At 65.3% G+C, this 16,278-nt stretch carries 18 protein-coding genes; 10 read left to right on the forward strand and 8 right to left on the reverse strand.

Annotated features, from left to right (window positions below; genetic code table 11):
• Positions 1-32 precede the first annotated feature (32 nt).
• The gene (locus AB4099_RS00195; RefSeq protein WP_113514229.1) at positions 33-854 is read right to left on the reverse strand and encodes a rhomboid family intramembrane serine protease; all 822 of its coding nucleotides are present in this window, start codon (positions 852-854) and stop codon (positions 33-35) included.
• 436 nt (positions 855-1,290) lie between these two features.
• On the opposite strand from AB4099_RS00195, the gene AB4099_RS00200 reads away from it, so the two are divergent.
• The 3 genes from AB4099_RS00200 to AB4099_RS00210 all read left to right on the forward strand — a co-directional run bounded on the left by AB4099_RS00200 (position 1,291) and on the right by AB4099_RS00210 (position 3,655).
• The gene (locus AB4099_RS00200) at positions 1,291-1,854 is read left to right on the forward strand and encodes a PAS domain-containing protein (protein WP_162768097.1); all 564 of its coding nucleotides are present in this window, start codon (positions 1,291-1,293) and stop codon (positions 1,852-1,854) included.
• A 59-nt stretch (positions 1,855-1,913) separates the two neighbouring features.
• Positions 1,914-2,528, forward strand: a complete 615-nt coding sequence (locus tag AB4099_RS00205) for a PilZ domain-containing protein (RefSeq protein ID WP_113514225.1) — start codon at positions 1,914-1,916, stop codon at positions 2,526-2,528.
• Positions 2,529-3,031: 503 nt separating this feature from the next.
• Positions 3,032-3,655, forward strand: a complete 624-nt coding sequence (locus AB4099_RS00210) for a transglutaminase-like cysteine peptidase (protein WP_441476632.1) — start codon at positions 3,032-3,034, stop codon at positions 3,653-3,655.
• 256 nt (positions 3,656-3,911) lie between these two features.
• On the opposite strand, the gene AB4099_RS00215 is transcribed toward AB4099_RS00210, so the two are convergent.
• Positions 3,912-4,442, reverse strand: coding sequence for a gamma carbonic anhydrase family protein (locus AB4099_RS00215; RefSeq protein WP_441476633.1), 531 nt, complete (start codon positions 4,440-4,442; stop codon positions 3,912-3,914).
• Positions 4,443-4,500: 58 nt separating this feature from the next.
• A complete protein-coding gene (locus tag AB4099_RS00220) occupies positions 4,501-4,830 on the reverse strand; it encodes a DUF6949 family protein (protein WP_441476634.1) in 330 nt (109 codons plus the stop codon).
• Positions 4,831-5,014: 184 nt separating this feature from the next.
• Between AB4099_RS00220 and AB4099_RS00225 the strand changes: the two genes are divergently transcribed.
• On the forward strand, positions 5,015-5,728 hold the full coding sequence (locus AB4099_RS00225; RefSeq protein ID WP_441476635.1) for a hypothetical protein: 714 nt from the start codon (positions 5,015-5,017) through the stop codon (positions 5,726-5,728).
• A 14-nt stretch (positions 5,729-5,742) separates the two neighbouring features.
• On the opposite strand, the gene AB4099_RS00230 is transcribed toward AB4099_RS00225, so the two are convergent.
• The gene (locus AB4099_RS00230; RefSeq protein ID WP_043237178.1) at positions 5,743-5,955 is read right to left on the reverse strand and encodes a DUF3126 family protein; all 213 of its coding nucleotides are present in this window, start codon (positions 5,953-5,955) and stop codon (positions 5,743-5,745) included.
• A 204-nt stretch (positions 5,956-6,159) separates the two neighbouring features.
• On the opposite strand from AB4099_RS00230, the gene AB4099_RS00235 reads away from it, so the two are divergent.
• Positions 6,160-7,566: a serine hydrolase domain-containing protein gene (locus AB4099_RS00235; RefSeq protein WP_441476636.1), complete on the forward strand. Its 1,407-nt coding sequence runs from the start codon at positions 6,160-6,162 to the stop codon at positions 7,564-7,566.
• Positions 7,567-7,695: 129 nt separating this feature from the next.
• Here AB4099_RS00235 and AB4099_RS00240 read toward each other — a convergent pair whose 3' ends face one another.
• Entirely contained in the window at positions 7,696-9,018 is a 1,323-nt protein-coding gene (locus tag AB4099_RS00240) for a serine hydroxymethyltransferase (RefSeq protein ID WP_441476637.1), read from the reverse strand.
• A 133-nt stretch (positions 9,019-9,151) separates the two neighbouring features.
• Between AB4099_RS00240 and AB4099_RS00245 the strand changes: the two genes are divergently transcribed.
• Positions 9,152-10,048, forward strand: coding sequence for a LysR substrate-binding domain-containing protein (locus tag AB4099_RS00245; RefSeq protein ID WP_441476638.1), 897 nt, complete (start codon positions 9,152-9,154; stop codon positions 10,046-10,048).
• Here AB4099_RS00245 and cysE read toward each other — a convergent pair.
• Together cysE and AB4099_RS00255 are read right to left on the reverse strand one after the other, a co-directional pair.
• Positions 10,039-10,887 carry a serine O-acetyltransferase gene (cysE, locus tag AB4099_RS00250; RefSeq protein ID WP_113514295.1) on the reverse strand — a complete coding sequence of 283 codons (849 nt, stop codon included), beginning with the start codon at positions 10,885-10,887 and terminating at the stop codon, positions 10,039-10,041. The genes AB4099_RS00245 and cysE overlap by 10 nt on opposite strands.
• 181 nt (positions 10,888-11,068) lie before the next feature.
• Complete coding sequence (locus AB4099_RS00255; protein WP_113514209.1) at positions 11,069-11,836, reverse strand: alpha/beta fold hydrolase; 768 nt, start codon at positions 11,834-11,836, stop codon at positions 11,069-11,071.
• Positions 11,837-11,930: 94 nt separating this feature from the next.
• Here AB4099_RS00255 and AB4099_RS00260 point away from each other — a divergent pair, with 94 nt between their 5' ends.
• The 4 genes from AB4099_RS00260 to AB4099_RS00275 all read left to right on the forward strand — a co-directional run bounded on the left by AB4099_RS00260 (position 11,931) and on the right by AB4099_RS00275 (position 14,875).
• Entirely contained in the window at positions 11,931-12,896 is a 966-nt protein-coding gene (locus tag AB4099_RS00260; RefSeq protein WP_441476639.1) for a heparan-alpha-glucosaminide N-acetyltransferase, read from the forward strand.
• 73 nt (positions 12,897-12,969) lie between these two features.
• Entirely contained in the window at positions 12,970-13,221 is a 252-nt protein-coding gene (locus AB4099_RS00265) for a zinc-finger domain-containing protein (RefSeq protein ID WP_069880056.1), read from the forward strand.
• Between the two features lie 85 nt (positions 13,222-13,306).
• A complete protein-coding gene (locus AB4099_RS00270) occupies positions 13,307-14,494 on the forward strand; it encodes an FAD-dependent monooxygenase (RefSeq protein ID WP_113514205.1) in 1,188 nt (395 codons plus the stop codon).
• Between the two features lie 63 nt (positions 14,495-14,557).
• Complete coding sequence (locus tag AB4099_RS00275) at positions 14,558-14,875, forward strand: hypothetical protein (RefSeq protein WP_113514203.1); 318 nt, start codon at positions 14,558-14,560, stop codon at positions 14,873-14,875.
• 8 nt (positions 14,876-14,883) lie between these two features.
• Here AB4099_RS00275 and chrA read toward each other — a convergent pair whose 3' ends face one another.
• Positions 14,884-16,278, reverse strand: coding sequence for a chromate efflux transporter (gene chrA, locus AB4099_RS00280; RefSeq protein WP_441476640.1), 1,395 nt, complete (start codon positions 16,276-16,278; stop codon positions 14,884-14,886).

Below are 16,278 nucleotides of genomic sequence, written 5' to 3' on the forward strand. Positions count from 1 at the left end.
AAGCCGCGTGCGATCGGCGGTCTCGGGACCGCTCAGCGCCGTACCGCGCCGCGATCGAGCAGCGGGAACAGCAGGAGTCCGACGAGAAAGCCGCCGATATGCGCTTCCCAGGCAATGCTGGTGTCCTCGCCCAGGATCGGAACCAGCCCCGCGCCGAACAGGAAATTTGTCGCGAACCAGATCACGATGAAGATCAGGGCACGCGGATTGCGCCAGAGCTGCCCGAAAGGCTCGGCAGGAATCGAGCGCACCACGGCGTCATCCGCCAACCCGCCGAAGTGCAAGCCGGGCGCGAAGACGAAGCGGATCGCAGCGGCAGTCGCTCCTGAAACGGCGGCGGAGGCGCCAACCAAAGGCAGCACATCGAGATCGCGTGACCACCAGTGCAGCAGAGCGCCGCCGATCGTCGAAAGCGCCATTAGATTGAGAAAGCGCCCGGTTCCGAGGCGGCGCGCCACCGGGCTGCCGAAGGCCGCAAGCCAGACGACATTTGAGAGCAGATGCACCCAGGAGCCGTGCAGCAGACCATAGGTGAGCAAGGTCCAAAGCCGCGGACCGCCATCGGCAATCAGCAACCGCACAAGCTGCAACCGGTCCGCCAGATCCTGCCCGGCCATCCTTTGCGTCAGCTCAGCAAGCATGTCCTGCGCACGGCCGGGGTCGAACCAAAGGCTCAGCCGCGCCGGCACGAAAGCGAGCCAGGACATCAATAGGAAGTCGTCATACTCCGAAAGCACGGAGCGCCCGGCCTGGATCAGCGCGAGCGCGGCGATCAGCCAGACGACGGCGGATGGCAGGTTCAGGATCGGTTCGCGCTCTGGCGGGGCCGACGGGCCGGCGGGAATCTGGGACATGCTGCGCAACCCTTGCCGAAGCCGCACCTGAGACGCAAGCCGGCTGGTGCTTCCCTTTGACCGAGCTGAATGAAAAAGGGAGGGCCACCGGCCCTCCCTTTTTCGGCTGTGGCCCTGCCGAAGCGCGAAGCGTCGGCAGCACGGTCACGCCCCCCATTCACCCCAATCTGCCCCGGGTCCGCCTCGCGGCAGGCCCTCGAACTGTCTTGCATTTGATAAGCATTTTAACGGGTTATCCACAATGCTAAGGTTTCGTTAACCCTAACGAGCCTGCGCCCGTCGTCCTGCCCGCCCCCCATGGCAAGACGGCATGCCCACTGCGTCTCGCGATTCGGCAGGGACCGAAACGTCCCGCGCTCTGACGGATATGTGCCTTTGCGACACGTATTCGGACTTGCGGCGTACGCAGACAGGACAGGATGTCAGAATGAAAAACATGAGCACCCGCCTTGTGTTCGATTACTGGGACGTGCTGCGCGGCGAGCGTTCCGCGCCGGAACGGGGCGAGATCGAACCAGGTGCGCTGCGTCATGCCCTCGCCGATACGTTCGTTCTCGAGAATGAGCCGATCGGGCCTGTCTTTCGGCTCGCCGGCACGCGGCTCTGTGCCCTCTTCGGCAGCGAACTGCGCGGACGCGCCTTTGCTGCACTCTGGCCGGACGTGGAAGCCCAGGGCGAAATGCGCCGCCTCGTACAAACCGTGATGGATGAATCCGCCGGCGCCGTTGCTGGCCTCTCGGCCGAAACCCTAAACGGCTCTCCGGTCTATCTCGAACTGCTGTTGCTGCCGCTGCGCTATCGCGGGCGGACCCATGCACGCGTTTTGGGGGCGCTCTCCCCCGCCCTGACGCCGGAATGGCTAGGACTAGACACCCTGGCCTCGATGCGCATGATCTCGCTCCGCATGCTGTGGCCGTCGGCCCATAGCCAGCGTGCGCCTGAACCCGTTGCACGCGTCATGCCCCCGAAATTCCTGGTCCTTCCGGGCGGCAGAAACTGAAGAGCTAACGTATCGTTAATCCTCCCGCCGCTAGGGTCGGCCCAAATCAGGCTGATCAGATGCTTAGTGCGCAGCACACCTCCCGTCCGGCCATCCGCCCTGTCGAGCGCAGGCGGCATCAGCGTATGAAGGTCGTGCTGCTCGGGCGCTACATGCTTCCGAACCGCATGGAGTACCCCTGCCAGACCGTCGACATCTCCCCGGGCGGCCTGCATCTCGTCGCTCCCGCCAAGGCCCATCCCGGAGAGCGGGTCATCGTCTATCTCGAACATCTCGGGCGTATTGAGGGTATTGCCGTCCGCACCACGCTGGAAGGCTTCGCGATGACCATCACCGCGACCAGCCGCAAGCGCGAGAAATTCACCGCCCAGCTGACATGGCTGGCCAATCGCGATGAACTGGGACTGCCCGAGGACCGGCGTCACGAGCGCATCATCCCGCGCAATCCCCGTTCGATGCTGACGCTCGATGACGGTTCGGAGCACGTCGTGCGTGTGATCGACATCTCGCTTTCGGGGGTCGCCTTTTCCACCGAACAGCCACTGCCGATCAACACGCCGGTCAGGATCGGGGGCACAGCAGCCAAGGTCGTCCGCCGGTTCGACGGCGGCTATGCGGCGGAGTTCCGCTTCCCGCTCTCTGCCGATGTGCTCGACGAGAATCTCGAGCTCTGATCCGGGCGGATCATCGCCCCCTTTCCCTTTCAAGACAGCTTCTCATGCATGACGCCCGGGCGTCAGCGCGGTCTGGCCGTTCCTGGTCCTAGGCCCGGGTCAGCCCGTCGATGTTGGCCACGAGCGGCATCATCCGGGGCGACGCGCTGAATCCAAGAGCCACGCCGGAGCGCCCCCACATGGGCTCGTCTACGGTCTCCGGTCATAGGCCTCGCCTGAGCGGAATGTGACATGCGGGACGGCTCGCAGCCCTCGGCCGGGCGCGCGCCTCGTCGCGTTTCCCCACAGCGTTAATGAAACCTGCCCACAACATTCAGACCTGCCACAGTTAACGAATCGAGAACGCAGCGCTCACATTTCTTACTTCGGCATTTGGCGTTGATTTATACTGTCAGATGATCCGAATACGGAGCGCCTGATTACATAAAATTGCTTGTTTCCATTTCAATTGGCATCCATCCGCCTCACGCATCGTCTGCCCCAGGGACAGGAAAGGGGACGACATGCTTTCTATTCATCGGGGTTCGGTTCTGGCTGCACTGATCGTGGTCGCTGGAATTTCATCAACTCAGGCCCAGCAGGTCGCAGCCCTGCCAGCCGCCGCCATGCCGATCGCAGCTTCGGGCGATGCCCGGGCGCCTTATGCCTGGACGGATTTCTGCAAGCGCAGTCCGGTCGAATGCGCAGTCAATACCCAGGAGCCCGAGCGTGTCGAGATGACGCCAAAGCTCTGGAAAACGATTATTGCTCTCAACAACAAGATCAACCGGGAGATCGAAGCGGTCACCGACCAGGATCACTGGGGCGTCGTCGATCGCTGGGACATCCCGACCGACGGCAAAGGCGACTGCGAGGATTATGCCCTGCTCAAGCGCAAGCGTCTTGCCGAAGCCGGCGTGCCCCGTCGCGCCATGCTGATGACGGTCGTGATCGACGAGGAAAATGCCGGCCACGCCGTGCTGATGATCCGCACGGATCGCGGCGACTATGTGCTCGACAACAAGCGCAACGCGATCCTGCCGTGGAGCCAGACCGGCTACGTCTACGTCAAGCGCGAGTCGCAGTACCAGACGGGTTGGACCTCGCTCGGCGGTCTCTCGACGCCGACTGTGGCTTCGGCTCGCTGAAGACGAACAAGATTGGCCGCAGCACCACGCTGCCGCGGCCACATGGACGGCGAGGCTCGGTCACGTCCCCACCCCACCCCGTCCCCAGGCCGGGTTTCGCCATAGGGCCGACGCTTCCCCCCGAGGCGTCGGCCCGTCTCGTTTCCGGCCCTGGCCGGTGCGGTTGGATCATCGGACCGGATAGCGTATTCGGTCCAAACTTCTGTGTTTGCGCCGGCCTTCCCGAAAACCGCAATCCGCTTTTCGGGCCGCTGCTTCAGTCGATCTGCTTGAGCCCGGCGGCAAACTGCTTCCAGCGCGCGACATAGGCACGGGCCGAGCCTGCAATGCCGGCAATCGCCGCCTCGTCGAGCGTGCGGATGGCGCGGGCAGGCGACCCGACGATCAGCGAGTTCTCCGGAAACTCCTTGCCCTCGGTCACGAGAGCATTGGCGCCGACCAGGCTGTTGCGGCCGATCTTCGCGCCGTTCAGCACCGTCGCGCCCATCCCGATCAGGCTGTTCTCTCCGATGATGCAGCCATGCAGGATCGCCCGGTGGCCGATGGTGCAGCCGGCGCCGACGCGCAGCGGCGAGCCCATATCGGTGTGCAGGACGCAGCCCTCCTGGATATTGCTGCCTTCGCCGATTTCGATCCATTCATTGTCGCCACGCAGCACTGCGCCGAACCAGATCCCGACGCCGGCCGCGAGCTTCACCCTGCCGATCACATGCGCATCGGGCGCAAGCCACCACTGGCCTTCGGCAGGGCATTCGGGGGCAGTCCCGTCGAGCGAATAGAGCGGCATGGGTGGATCATCCTTCTGCAAACCTGCCGCGAGGATTGCAGGTCGGCCGGCCGCCCCGTCAAGCGCCGCCGACGTAATGCAGCATGTCGAGCACGACGCGCCCCGAGGCGACGCTCCAGAGAGACGCCGCCATGCTCGCCAGCATGACGAAGGCAAAGGGCCGGCCATCGCTGCGGCGGCCCCTCACGGTATTGCGCAGGATGAGAAACGGCGCGCTGAAGACAACGACCGGCACGCTCGCGACCGCGGCCAGCCCTCCCGTCTGAAGCAACTGGAAATCAGCGCGCTTCTCGGTAAACAGCTCGAAGGCGCTCGCCATCAGCCCGGCAAAGGCGAAGCCGATGAACAGGGACTGGATTGCCTCGACGGCAGCGGGTTCGATACGCAACGTCACGGCTCCGGGCGAGAACGCACCTGCACTGTGCCGCATGGTTTACGAAGTGTGAAGAAATCTCGTTAGCGATGGTTAACCCTTGCGCCGCGCGGCAATCGTCGCGCAATCCCCATGGTTTACGGAGCATTAAGGCGCGTCTGATTCAGTCGCTGGCACCTGTTATCGAGGTGCTTGGATCTTGACCGCATACGCGCACCATTCGCCCCAACGCGCCGCCGGACTCACGACCGTGGTCCGCGCCCGCCTGAATCGCCCTCCGCCGCCCCTGCCTCGCGCTGACGGCGCGCTGTGGAAGGCGGCTGGTGCCATCCTGCTGGTTGCCGCTGCAGCAACCGGATACGCTCTCTACGGCCATCGCCTGGCGGCAGCTCCTGTAACCCAGCACCAGCCGGCGCGCGTCGGCCAGGTCTCGCTTCTGGTTCCACAGGATCTGGCCGGCGCCGAACATGAAGACAGCGAGCGAGTGGTCGGCATGACCCGGCTGCGTCTCGACTGGCCGAGTTTCGGTCCCGTGACCGCCCAAAGCCGACGCAAGCTGCTGGTCACGTTGAGCCCGCCCGACAAGGTCAACGAGCCGGCGACGCAGCTCTCGGTCTATGCCCGCTTCCTGACTCCGACAGTCTGGTCCAATCCGGGCGGGCTTGTCGTACGCGGGTTCCGCAAGGGCGCACCCTATGAGGGCGACGAGCTCTACGTCTCCGTCCCGGATGGGCGAGGCTTTGCAGCGCGCTGCCCGGTGAACACCGGCCCGGCCCCTCTCGACGAACTCTGCCGCGTCACTTTTCGGCATCGCGGACTCGACGTGAACATCCGCTTCCCCCGCGCCGTCATCGCCGATTGGGAGCTGATGGTCGGCGGCGTCAGGCGCACCATCGATGGGATGATGCGCTGAGCCGCTGATGGCCCTCAGTCTTCGAGATCGACGTCGAGGATTGCCATGGTGAAGTTGAACGAGCGGTCACCATCCTCGTCGTCGACATGGATGATGCCGATGAACTCTTCACCCAGATAAACCTCGGCGGAATCGGTCTTCTTCATGCGCGCCCGCACGCTGATGCCATGATTGGCGAAGGTGCGCCGAAGATAGGCTTCGAGCTTGGCGAGTTCTGTCTTGTCCACTGGTCGGTCCTTTCAGAGTGGCGGGACGGATGCCATGACCGGGCTGCGAGGGCAAGCGAAACGCTGTTCCGGCCGCGTTCAACCGGAGATCCGGGCCTCGCGCTGCGTCACACTCGCATGGCAGCGTTTGCTCCTGCAGGTCTGCCGCCCTCGCGGTGATCGTGCCATGCTTCAATCCCCACATCGCCAATGATGGATTGCCCGATGACGCCCTGGCTGCCCGCCGCCCTGAACTATGTCTCGAGCTGGCTCGAATTCCAGCGCCGCCATCATGATCAGCCGGGCTGCGCGGTGGCCATCGCAAGCGGCCAGAAGATCGTTCTCGAGGCCGCTTTCGGCAGCGCCGACATCGAGACCGGAGAGCCGCTGACGCCGCGTCACGGCTTTCGCATCGCCTCACATTCCAAGACCTATACGGCAGCGGGGATTCTGCGGCTGGTCGAGGCGGGCCGGATCAGGCTCGATGACAAGGTCGGCAGTTTTGTCACCGGCCTGCATCCTGACGTCGCAGCTGTGACCTTGGCGCAATTGCTCTCGAACAGCGCCGGCCTGACCCGAGATGGCGCCGACAACGGCCAGTTCTTCGACCGCAAGCCCTATCTCAGCAAGGACGAGCTGATCGCCGATCTCTCGGTTGCGCAGCCCTTTCCGCCCTCGCAGCGCTTCAAATACTCGAACCACGGCTTCGGCCTTCTCGGCCTCGTCATCGAAGCGGTGACGGGCCAGGCCTATGTTGACTGGATTGCCGCGGAGGTCGTCGCGCCTGCGCAACTCAGCGAAACCCGGCCTGATATCGGGCTCTGGGCAGACCGCCCCATGGCCAAGGGTCATAGTCCCAGACTGCCCCTCGGGCGCAGGGTGGTCATTCCCGGAGACAACCCCGGACACGCCATGACCTCGGCTGCCGGCTTCGTGGCCACCGCAGCCGACGTCGCGCGTTACTTCGCGCAGCTCTCACCGCAGGCAGAGCCCAGCATCCTGTCGCCGCTCAGCCGCCGCGAGATGAGCCGCCGTCTCTGGCCGGATGATGAGGCCAGCCTTGGCCGCCATTACGGCCTTGGCACGATTTCCGGCGGACATGGCGACTGGAAGTGGTTCGGCCATTCCGGCGGCTTCCAGGGTTTCATCACCCGCACCGCCGTCCTGCCGCAACAGGGCCTGACGATCTCGGTCCTGACCAACGCCATTGACGGGCTGGCCCATCAATGGCTCGACGGTATCATCCACATCTTCCGGACATTCTCCGATGAAGGTGGCCCCTCGCCCGAGACGGAAGGCTGGATCGGGCGCTGGTGGAGCATCTGGGCCTGCGGCGATCTCGTCCCTGTCGGCAATAAGGTGCTCTGCGCCAGCCCGGCCCTGTTCACGCCCTTCCTCGACGCTGGCGAGATCGCAGTCGAGGCTCCTGACCAGGGCCGCCTCAGCAAGGCATCGGGCTTCAACAGCCCGGGCGAGACAGCACGCCTGGTCCGCGACAGCACCGGCGCAATCGAGTCGATCTGGCTCGGCGGCGCGCATCTCGTCTCGGAGGCTGCGTTGCGCGCAGAGATGCTCGAGCGCTACGCGAAGGGCAGCGACGAGCTCATCTGCCCGGACCATCCGGTCCGATGAGCTGATCGTCTATATGTATCAGCCCGAAACGCGCAATCCGCTTTTCGGGTCGATGCATGAGGTTGCGACGCATGCACGCACCGACCCGGCAGCGGCGCTTCCACGATCGGGGCCGGCAGTTGCCACCCGTCAGCGCATGAAGTGCAGCTTCTTGAATCGGCTACGGAAGGCCGTGACATCCCGGGCAATGGCCTCAGCGGGGCGAGCACCGCTCAGACCTTCAGCGATGTAGCCGGCGAGCTCCGGCATGTCGGCGGGCGTCATGCCGAAGCGCACGATTTCGGGCGTTCCGAGTCGCAGGCCATTGACGTCGCCTGCGACGGGAGCGATCGGCAGGCCGATCCCGCAGCTCAGGATATTCGCCTCGCGCAGCCGTTTCGCGGCCGCCTGCCCGCCGCCGTGGGGGGCGGCCTCGATGGCGAACTGATGCGATGTCGTAGTGCCGCGATCGCGCGCGAAGACCGGGACCTGCCGCTCGACAAGGGCATCGGCCAGCGCCTTCGCCGTCTGCGCCATCATCTGTGCATAGGCGCGGCCATGCGCCTTCCAGTCGAGCAGCGTAATGGCGAGAGACGCCGATTTTGCCGCGTCGAAGTTGGCGGTCAGGCCGGGATAGGCGATGGCATCGAGCTTCCTGGCAAGGTCGGCGTCATTGGTGACGATCAGGCCCGAAGGCGGACCGCCCAGGCTCTTATAGGTGCTCATCGTCATCAGATGCGCTCCCTCCTGCAGCGGTTGCTGCCAGGCATGGCCGGCGATCATGCCGGACATATGGGCGGCATCGAACAGCACGATCGCTCCAACCTCGTCCGCAATGGCACGGATCTCACGGATCGGATGCGCGAACAGGTTGAGGCTGCCGCCGATGCTGATCAGCTTCGGGCGGAGTCGCAGCGCGTCCTCACGCAGCCTGCCGAGATCGACGGTGTAGTTCAGCGCGTCGACCGGTGCGGGATGGGTGATGATGCCGTAGAGCCCGGCCGCACCAGCGCCATGATGGGTGACATGGCCGCCGATATCGCCGGGCGGCGCGATGATGCAGTCCCCCGCCTTCGCCACAGCCATGAAAGCATAGAGATTGGCGATGGCACCCGACGGCACCCGGACTTCTGCGTAGCGCGCGCCGAAGACCTGTGCCGCGAGCTCTGCAGCGATAATCTCGATCTTCTCGATCGCCTCGAGCCCCATCTCGTATTTGTCGCCGGGATACCCGAGCGATGGCCGCGCGCCCAGGCCCGCCGAGAGCGCCGCCTCCGCCTTCGGGTTCATGATATTGGTTGCGGGATTGAGATTGACGCAGTCGCGCTCGTGGATAGCCCGGTTCTCCGTCGTCAGCGCCTGGATCGCCCGTTCGGTCGCATCGAGATCCTGCAAGGCGACGGTCTCGGCGACCGTGAGCACGTAATTCTCGCTTGCCGCCGGCACCCAGTCACGCCTGCCCAACGCCGCCATGTCCGTTTCTCCATCCGGCCGAACCGCAACGCGCGGAACACCCTGATTGGAGCCGTTTGCCGCGGCTGGCGCAAACGAGTTATCGTCGCCGCGAGACAGAGAAAATCTAAGGCTCCGACAGGTTGCCATGCCCGTGACGCCACCACGCCCCCGCTTGCCTCCACTCAATGCGCTCCGGGCCTTCGAAGCTGCGGCGCGCTGCGAGAGCTTTGCCAAGGCAGCAGAGGAACTCGGAGTGACGGCTGGGGCGGTGACGCAGCAAATCCGGCAGTTGGAGGCGGCGCTCGGGGCCCAGCTGTTCCGGCGCTTGCCACAAGGCGTCGCCTTGACTCCGGCTGCCCGCGCGGCGCTGCCGCGCCTCACCCGCGGCTTCGATCTGCTGGCATCGTCGATGCAGGAACTGGGCGGCGGGCATGAGAGCCGCACGCTCACCATCGCCGCCCTGCCCTGCATCGCCCAGCTATGGCTCTCACCGCGTCTTGCCGGGCTTCAGCAAGCGTTCCCCGGATTGCAGGTCTCGGTCTCGGCCATGGAGCAACCACCGAACGCAAGGCACGAGCTTTGCGACATCGCCATCTTCTATCTTGGGGATGGCCAAGCTGCGCCATCGGCGCTCGCGCTCGCCCCTGATGCGATCACACCGGTCTGCTCTCCCGCCCTCGCATCCCGGCTCCAGAGCGTTGCCGGGCTCGCCCATGAGACCTTGCTGCACGACGCGGTCTGGCGCAGCGACTGGGCGCGCTGGCTGGCCTCCATCGGGGCCGGCGAGATCGTCGATCCGGCGCGTGGCCCATCATTCTCGCTCTACAGCGTCGCGCTCGATGCTGCGCTGTCGGGTGCTGGCGTGCTAATGGGCCGGCTCAGTCTGCTCCAGCCCTATCTTGCCGATGGTCGGTTGGTCGCGCCGCTCGCACCTGCGTTGACGACCCCGGACCGGATGACCCTGTTGTTGCCGGCACAAGGTCACCCCCGGCGCCAGGATGTCGCGGATTGGCTGCAGGCGTCGGGACGGAATGGTGCTCAGATGTGAGCGCCGCAGTCCCCGGCGAGTATCTGATCCATGGACCGCGACGGCTCGGCGCAGCCGGCTTCGCCGACCACCTTAGCGGGCACACCGGCGACGGTGGTGTTGCGCGGCACCGCAGTGAGCACGACCGAACCGGCTGCGACACGGGCGCATTTGCCGACTTCGATATTGCCCAGGATCTTGGCGCCCGCGCCGATCAGGACACCCTTGCGGATCTTCGGATGGCGGTCGCCGCTCTCCTTGCCGGTGCCGCCGAGCGTCACGTCCTGCAGCATTGAGACATCATCCTCGATCACAGTCGTCTCGCCGACCACGAGGCCCGTCGCATGGTCGAGGAAAATGCCCTTGCCGATGCGCGCTGCGGGGTTGATGTCGGTCTGGAATACTTCGGAGGAACGGCTCTGCAGATAAAGCGCGAAATCGCGCCGCCCCTGGTTGAGCAGCCAGTGCGCCAGCCGGTGGCCCTGCAGGGCGTGGAAGCCCTTGAAGAACAGCACGGGCTCGATCAGCCGCTTGCAGGCCGGGTCACGGTCGAGCACCGCGAGAACATCGGCGCGCATGCCCTGGGCGATCTCGGGGTCGGCAGCGATGGCCTCGGCAAAGGCCTGCTCGATCAGATCCGCCCCAAGAGCGGGATGCGCGAGCCGCGCCGCCACGCGATGGCCGACCACCGCCTCGAAACTCGGCTGGTTGAGAATCGACGACAGAATCAGACTGCCCAGCGCTGGCTCGATGCTGAGCGCTTGTTCGGCCTCGCGCCGCAGCCGGGACCAAACCGGATCGACCCTGTCGAGCCCGGTGACCGGGTGGCGCGTTTCTACGACGGAGCGCCCTGACGGCATGATCATTCTCCGGAATACGGTGTGTTTCAGAACCGCAGTCTAGCACGGCGGCATGCTGCAATGCCAAACAAGAACGCTGCCTTGCCCTGCCCGGACCGCAGGGAAACCGGTATCAAACCTGGCATCCCCCCAAACCATTGCATCCGCCGGCGCTTCATCGCGCGACGAGAAAATCGTCGGCTCAGAGCCATCTCAGGAAATCGAGCACGGCCTGCTTGTGGGTCTTGTCTCCGACTGCGAGGTTGTGATCGCGCCCCTCGATCGCGAAAGCCTCCGCATTCGGAATGAGAGCTGCGAGTTCCTGCCCGGAGCCCGCGACATCGTCCTTGGTTCCGACGCTGACCAGGGTCGGCATCACGATACGGCCGACCTCGGCTGGCGTGAGCGTCTGCCGCGACCCGCGAATGCAGGCTGCAAGCGCCTTGAGATCGCTCTTGTTGGCGTCCGCAAAGGCACGAAACATCCGCTGCATCGGGTCGCTCAGGACATCGAGCGAGGGAGCCTCCATCGCATCTGCAATGCCGAGCGGCAGGCCGACGCCCTCGACAAGATGGATGCCGAGCCCGCCGAGCAGCAGCGAACGCAGGCGCTGCGGATGGGCAAGCGCGAGATGGGCAGAGATGCGCGCGCCCATCGAATAACCCATCACGTCCGCCCGCGCGATCTCGAGATGATCCATCAGGCGGCGCACATCCTCCGCCATGATATGCGAGGAATAGGCCTCCGCCTCATGCGGTTTGTCGCTTTGGCCGTGGCCACGATTGTCGAGCGCAACGACCCGGTAACCCGCATGGGTCAATGTCTTCGTCCACTGCGTATTGACCCAGTTGACCATGTGGCTGGAGGCAAAGCCATGGACCAGGATGATGCTCTCGCCGCGCGGCGCGTCATTGGTCGGGGCGAGGTCGATGAAGGCGAGATTGACGCCGTCCGAGGAGAATTTCTGCATGGCACGTCGCGGAAGCTGCGGGGGTCTGCTTCACCTGCCATGCAGGAGCGACTTTGTGTAGCCGTGTTTCCGCCGCTTGCCTATGAAGGCTGATATGAGCCACGCTGAGACGGCCCCGACATCGCCGCTTCCACGCCGCCGGATCGACCTTGTCGACCTTGCCCGCGGCCTCGCTCTGCTAGCGATGTTCGTCTACCACTTCGCCTATGATCTTTCCCATTTTGACCTGATTGCAACCGAGGTCCCCTCCCATCCCGGCTGGAGCGCCTTCGCGCGCCTGATCGCAGGGTCCTTCCTGACAATCGTTGGCTTCAGCCTGGTACTGGCGACGCGCAGAGGCGTGAACCTGCCCGCCTATTTCCGCCGGCTGGCCGTGGTCGCGGGCGCTGCGGCGCTGGTCACGATCGCGACCTGGTTCGCCATGCCGGAGAGCTTCATCTACTTCGGCATCCTCCACAATATCGCGCTCGCCAGCGTGCTCGCCCTGCCCTTCCTGCGACTGCCGGCCGCTGCATTGCTTTTGTTCAGCGCCCTGTTTTTCGCGCTGCCGCTGCTTCCTCCGCCGCAAATACTCGATCGGCCCTGGCTGCTCTGGCTCGGTTTCGCCCACGTCTCCGGGGCAACCGCCGATTTCGTACCGATCGTGCCCTGGTTCGGATGTGTGCTGGCGGGCATGGCTCTCGGAAAGTTGGCGCTCGCCAGACAGGGAAGCTGGAGCCACTGGCAGGCGCACTCGCTCCCGGCCCGCGTCATCGCCTGGGGCGGGCGGCACAGCCTGAGCGTCTACCTGCTGCACCAGCCGATCTTCATCGGGGTGCTGCTCATCGTCATGCGGCTGGCCGTCGGCCCCGAGCAGGAAGCACGCCCGTTTCTGATCTCCTGCCTGCGCAGCTGTGTCAGCGCCGAAACCTCGCTGCAAATGTGCGAGAAGGCCTGCAACTGCGCGATCGATGGCCTCAAGCGCGACGGACTCTGGCGGAAAGTCCTGTCGAATACGCTCACCCGCGAGGAAAGCGCGCGCACCGGATCTATTGCAGGTGCCTGCTTCCGGGCGCCCTGAGGCGCTTGCGCACACTGGCGCAGGCCGGCGTGACGGGTTAGAGGTGGGGCAAATCAACGCAAGAGCATGATCCATGGCCGATACGGGCATCCCGCATTTCCATAACCAGCCCGGCGTTGCCGTCATTCATGTCGGCGCGAAGGAGTTCATGTGCATCGGGGCCAAGCCGCCCTTCGATCACCCGCATGTCTTCCTCGACATGGGCTCGGACGGCGAGATCATCTGCCCCTATTGCTCGACCTTGTTCAAATACGAGCCCTCGCTCTCGGCAGGCGCCTGCACCCCGCCGGAATGCGCCCATCACGAGGCAGCCAAGGCAGCGTGACGGGCGCCGGCGTTCAAGACGCCCACAGCTTCCCATCGCGACCGGTCGTGCCGGTTGCTGGCGCATCCAATTGCCGAAGACAGTCGTGGCCGCTCCCCATATCCTGATCGCCGGCTCCGGCATCGGCGGGCTTACAGCCGCCATTGCACTGGCGCGGCGCGGCTTCTCCGTGACGGTCGCGGAAAAGCGCACCGGCTTCGGCGAGACCGGTGCGGGCATCCAGCTTTCGCCAAATGCCGGGCATGTTCTCGAAGCTCTCGATCTCGGCCTGGCCGTTAAGCGCGCCTCTGTGGTTGCCGAACGCCTTGTTGTCCGGCGCTGGCAGGATGGTTCTCGGCTGGCTGAAATGCCGATGACCACCGCCGGTGCCGCCCCCCCCTTCCGCACCATACGTCGAACTGACCTGCACACTCTGCTGCTCGATGCCGCCCGTTCCCTGCCCGGCATCCGGCTGATCGTCGGCCGCGGCCTGCGGGACATCGCCGAGAACGCAGACGGCATCACTGCGACGCTCGCGACCGAAGCCGGCCAGATGGAATCCATTTCGGCTCTGGCGCTGGTCGGCGCCGACGGGCTCTGGTCGCGCAGCCGCGAACTGATCGGCGACGCTGCTCCGCCGGTCTTCACCGGCTATGAAGCCTGGCGGACCCTGGTACCGAACGCCAGCGGCCGCGCCGCGCCGGGCATCGTGACCCTTCATCTCGGCTCCGGCCGCCATGCCGTGCATTACCCTGTCTCCGGTGGTCGCGAGACCAATCTCGTCGTCATTCGCGAAGCGAAGGAGGCCCGTGAGGGCTGGTCCCGCGTCGGTGAGCCCGGTCAACTTGCCGCGCATCTCACCAAGGCCGAGCCCGTGCTGCACAAGCTTGCAACAGCGGCGCCACACTGGCTGGTCTGGTCGCTCTTCGACCGGGCGCCCGCAGCGATGGCGCAGGGGCGCATCGCCTTGCTCGGCGATGCCGCCCATCCGGTCCTGCCCTTCATGGCGCAAGGTGCCGCACTGGCGATCGAGGACGCCGCCGTCCTCGCGCAGCAACTGACGGTTCATCTCCAGCAGGGCGGCGCGGCAGCGCTACCGGCAGCATTCGCAGCCTATGCCACGGCTCGGCAGGACCGTGCCAGGCGCGTTCAGGCCACGAGCCGCAGCAACGGCCGGGCCTATCATTTGGAATGGCCCTGGAATATCGCGCGCAACTTTGCGATGCGCCGCCTTGGGCCTGAGGGTATGCGCCATCGTCTCGATTGGCTCTACGATTGGCGATTGCAAGCCTAGGGCATCTCGCCTTCGCCGCATTCACTTCCTATCTCTCATGTGGACCCATCGAATGGAGACCACATGATCCGCGTCAATCTCTACGAGCAGCTCGCCGGCCAGAGGACCCGCATGCCGCGCTGGGCCTCCTGGCTGACCATGGCAGCAAGCCTCGTTCTTGGCGTGACGCTGTTCCTCCTCGCAGCAAGTCTCGCCCTGATCCTCATCCCCGTCGTGCTTGCTGCCGGCGCGATCGCGGCCTGGCGCCTGAAGAGCAAGCTGAAGGCGGCCGGATTCGATCAGCGCGATCCCTTTGCACCGGTCCGTCCCAGCAGCTCGCGCGTCGAGGTCATCGATGCCGAGTATCGCATCATTGAGCCCGGCGAGCCGCCGAGGCGCTGACAAGCCCCTCAGGCAGGCAGGCGCGAGAGCAGGAGACCGGCTGCGGCGCAGGCCGCGAGCGTCGGGATCATCCCGACCTTGAAGCGCAGCATCGCAATCATCGCGGCCACCGCGAGCACGGCTGCGCGCCAGTCGAGCGACGCCAAGACCGGCAGGTCGGGCGCGAGGCCAAGCAGCTCCACGCGCCGGATTTCGCGGAACAGGACATGTAGCCCGAACCAAAGCGCGAGGTTCGCGATCACGCCGACCACGGCGGCCGTGATCGCACTCAACGCCGCCGAGAGCCCCCTGTTTCCCCGCAATGCCTCGACATAGGGCGCGCCCAGGAAGATCCAGAGGAAACAGGGCGCAAACGTCACCCAAAGCGTCAGTAGCGCGCCCATGCCCCCGGCCAGGATCGGCGGAAGGCTGCCTGGGGCGCGGAAGCCGGCAAGGAAGCCGGTGAATTGCAGCACCAGGATCAGCGGGCCGGGTGTCGTCTCGGCAAGGCCGAGCCCATCGACCATCTCGCCGGCCGCAAGCCAGCCATAGGTCTCGACCGCGGCCTGCGCCACATAGGCCAGAACGGCATAGGCCCCGCCGAATGTAACCACCGCCATGGCGCTGAAGAAACTGCCGATCTGGGTCCAGACGCTGTCTACCCCGGTGAGCAACCAGAGAACCCCAACGGGCCCTAGCCAGAGCGGCAGCCAGATCGCGAGCGTACGGAACGCTCTTCCGCGCGACGGTCTGACATGGGCCATCTCGCCGCGCTCGAACATCAGATCGACAAGCCCCATCATGTCGGGGCCGCCTGTCTTGCCATGCCCGTTGCCGCCAAAGCTGTCCGGGCGCCAGCGATGACCGAGCCAGCCGATGAGCCCGGCCACCGCGATGATCAGCGGAAATGGCAGCCGGACCAGATAGATCGCGATGAATGCGGCGATCGCGATGCCCACCATTGCGCGGTTCTTCAGTGCGCGTCGGCTGATCCTCATGCCGGCCTCGATGACAACGGCAAGCACCGCTGCCTTCACACCGAAGAAGAGGCCGTCGATCAGCGGTACCTGGCGATAGAGAACATAGAGGGAACTCAGTCCCAGCATCACCAGAGCGCCAGGCAGGATGAAGAGCAGCCCGGCGATCAGGCCACCCAGCGTCCGGTGCATCAGCCAGCCGATATAGATGGCAAGCTGCTGCGCCTCGGGGCCGGGCAAGAGCATGCAGTAATTGAGCGCGTGCAGAAACCGCTGCTCACCGATCCAGCGCCGCTCCTCGACCAATTCCTTGTGCATCAGCGCGATCTGCCCGGCCGGGCCGCCGAAGCTCAGGAGCCCGATCCTGGCCCAAACCCTCGTTGCTTCACCGAGCGTCGGCATGCCCGCCACGGCTGGCGCTGCCTTGTCCGTCGTTGCGATAGTCAT

This window comes from Allobosea sp. 2KB_26 (assembly GCF_052115715.1).
GTDB lineage: Bacteria > Pseudomonadota > Alphaproteobacteria > Rhizobiales > Beijerinckiaceae > Allobosea.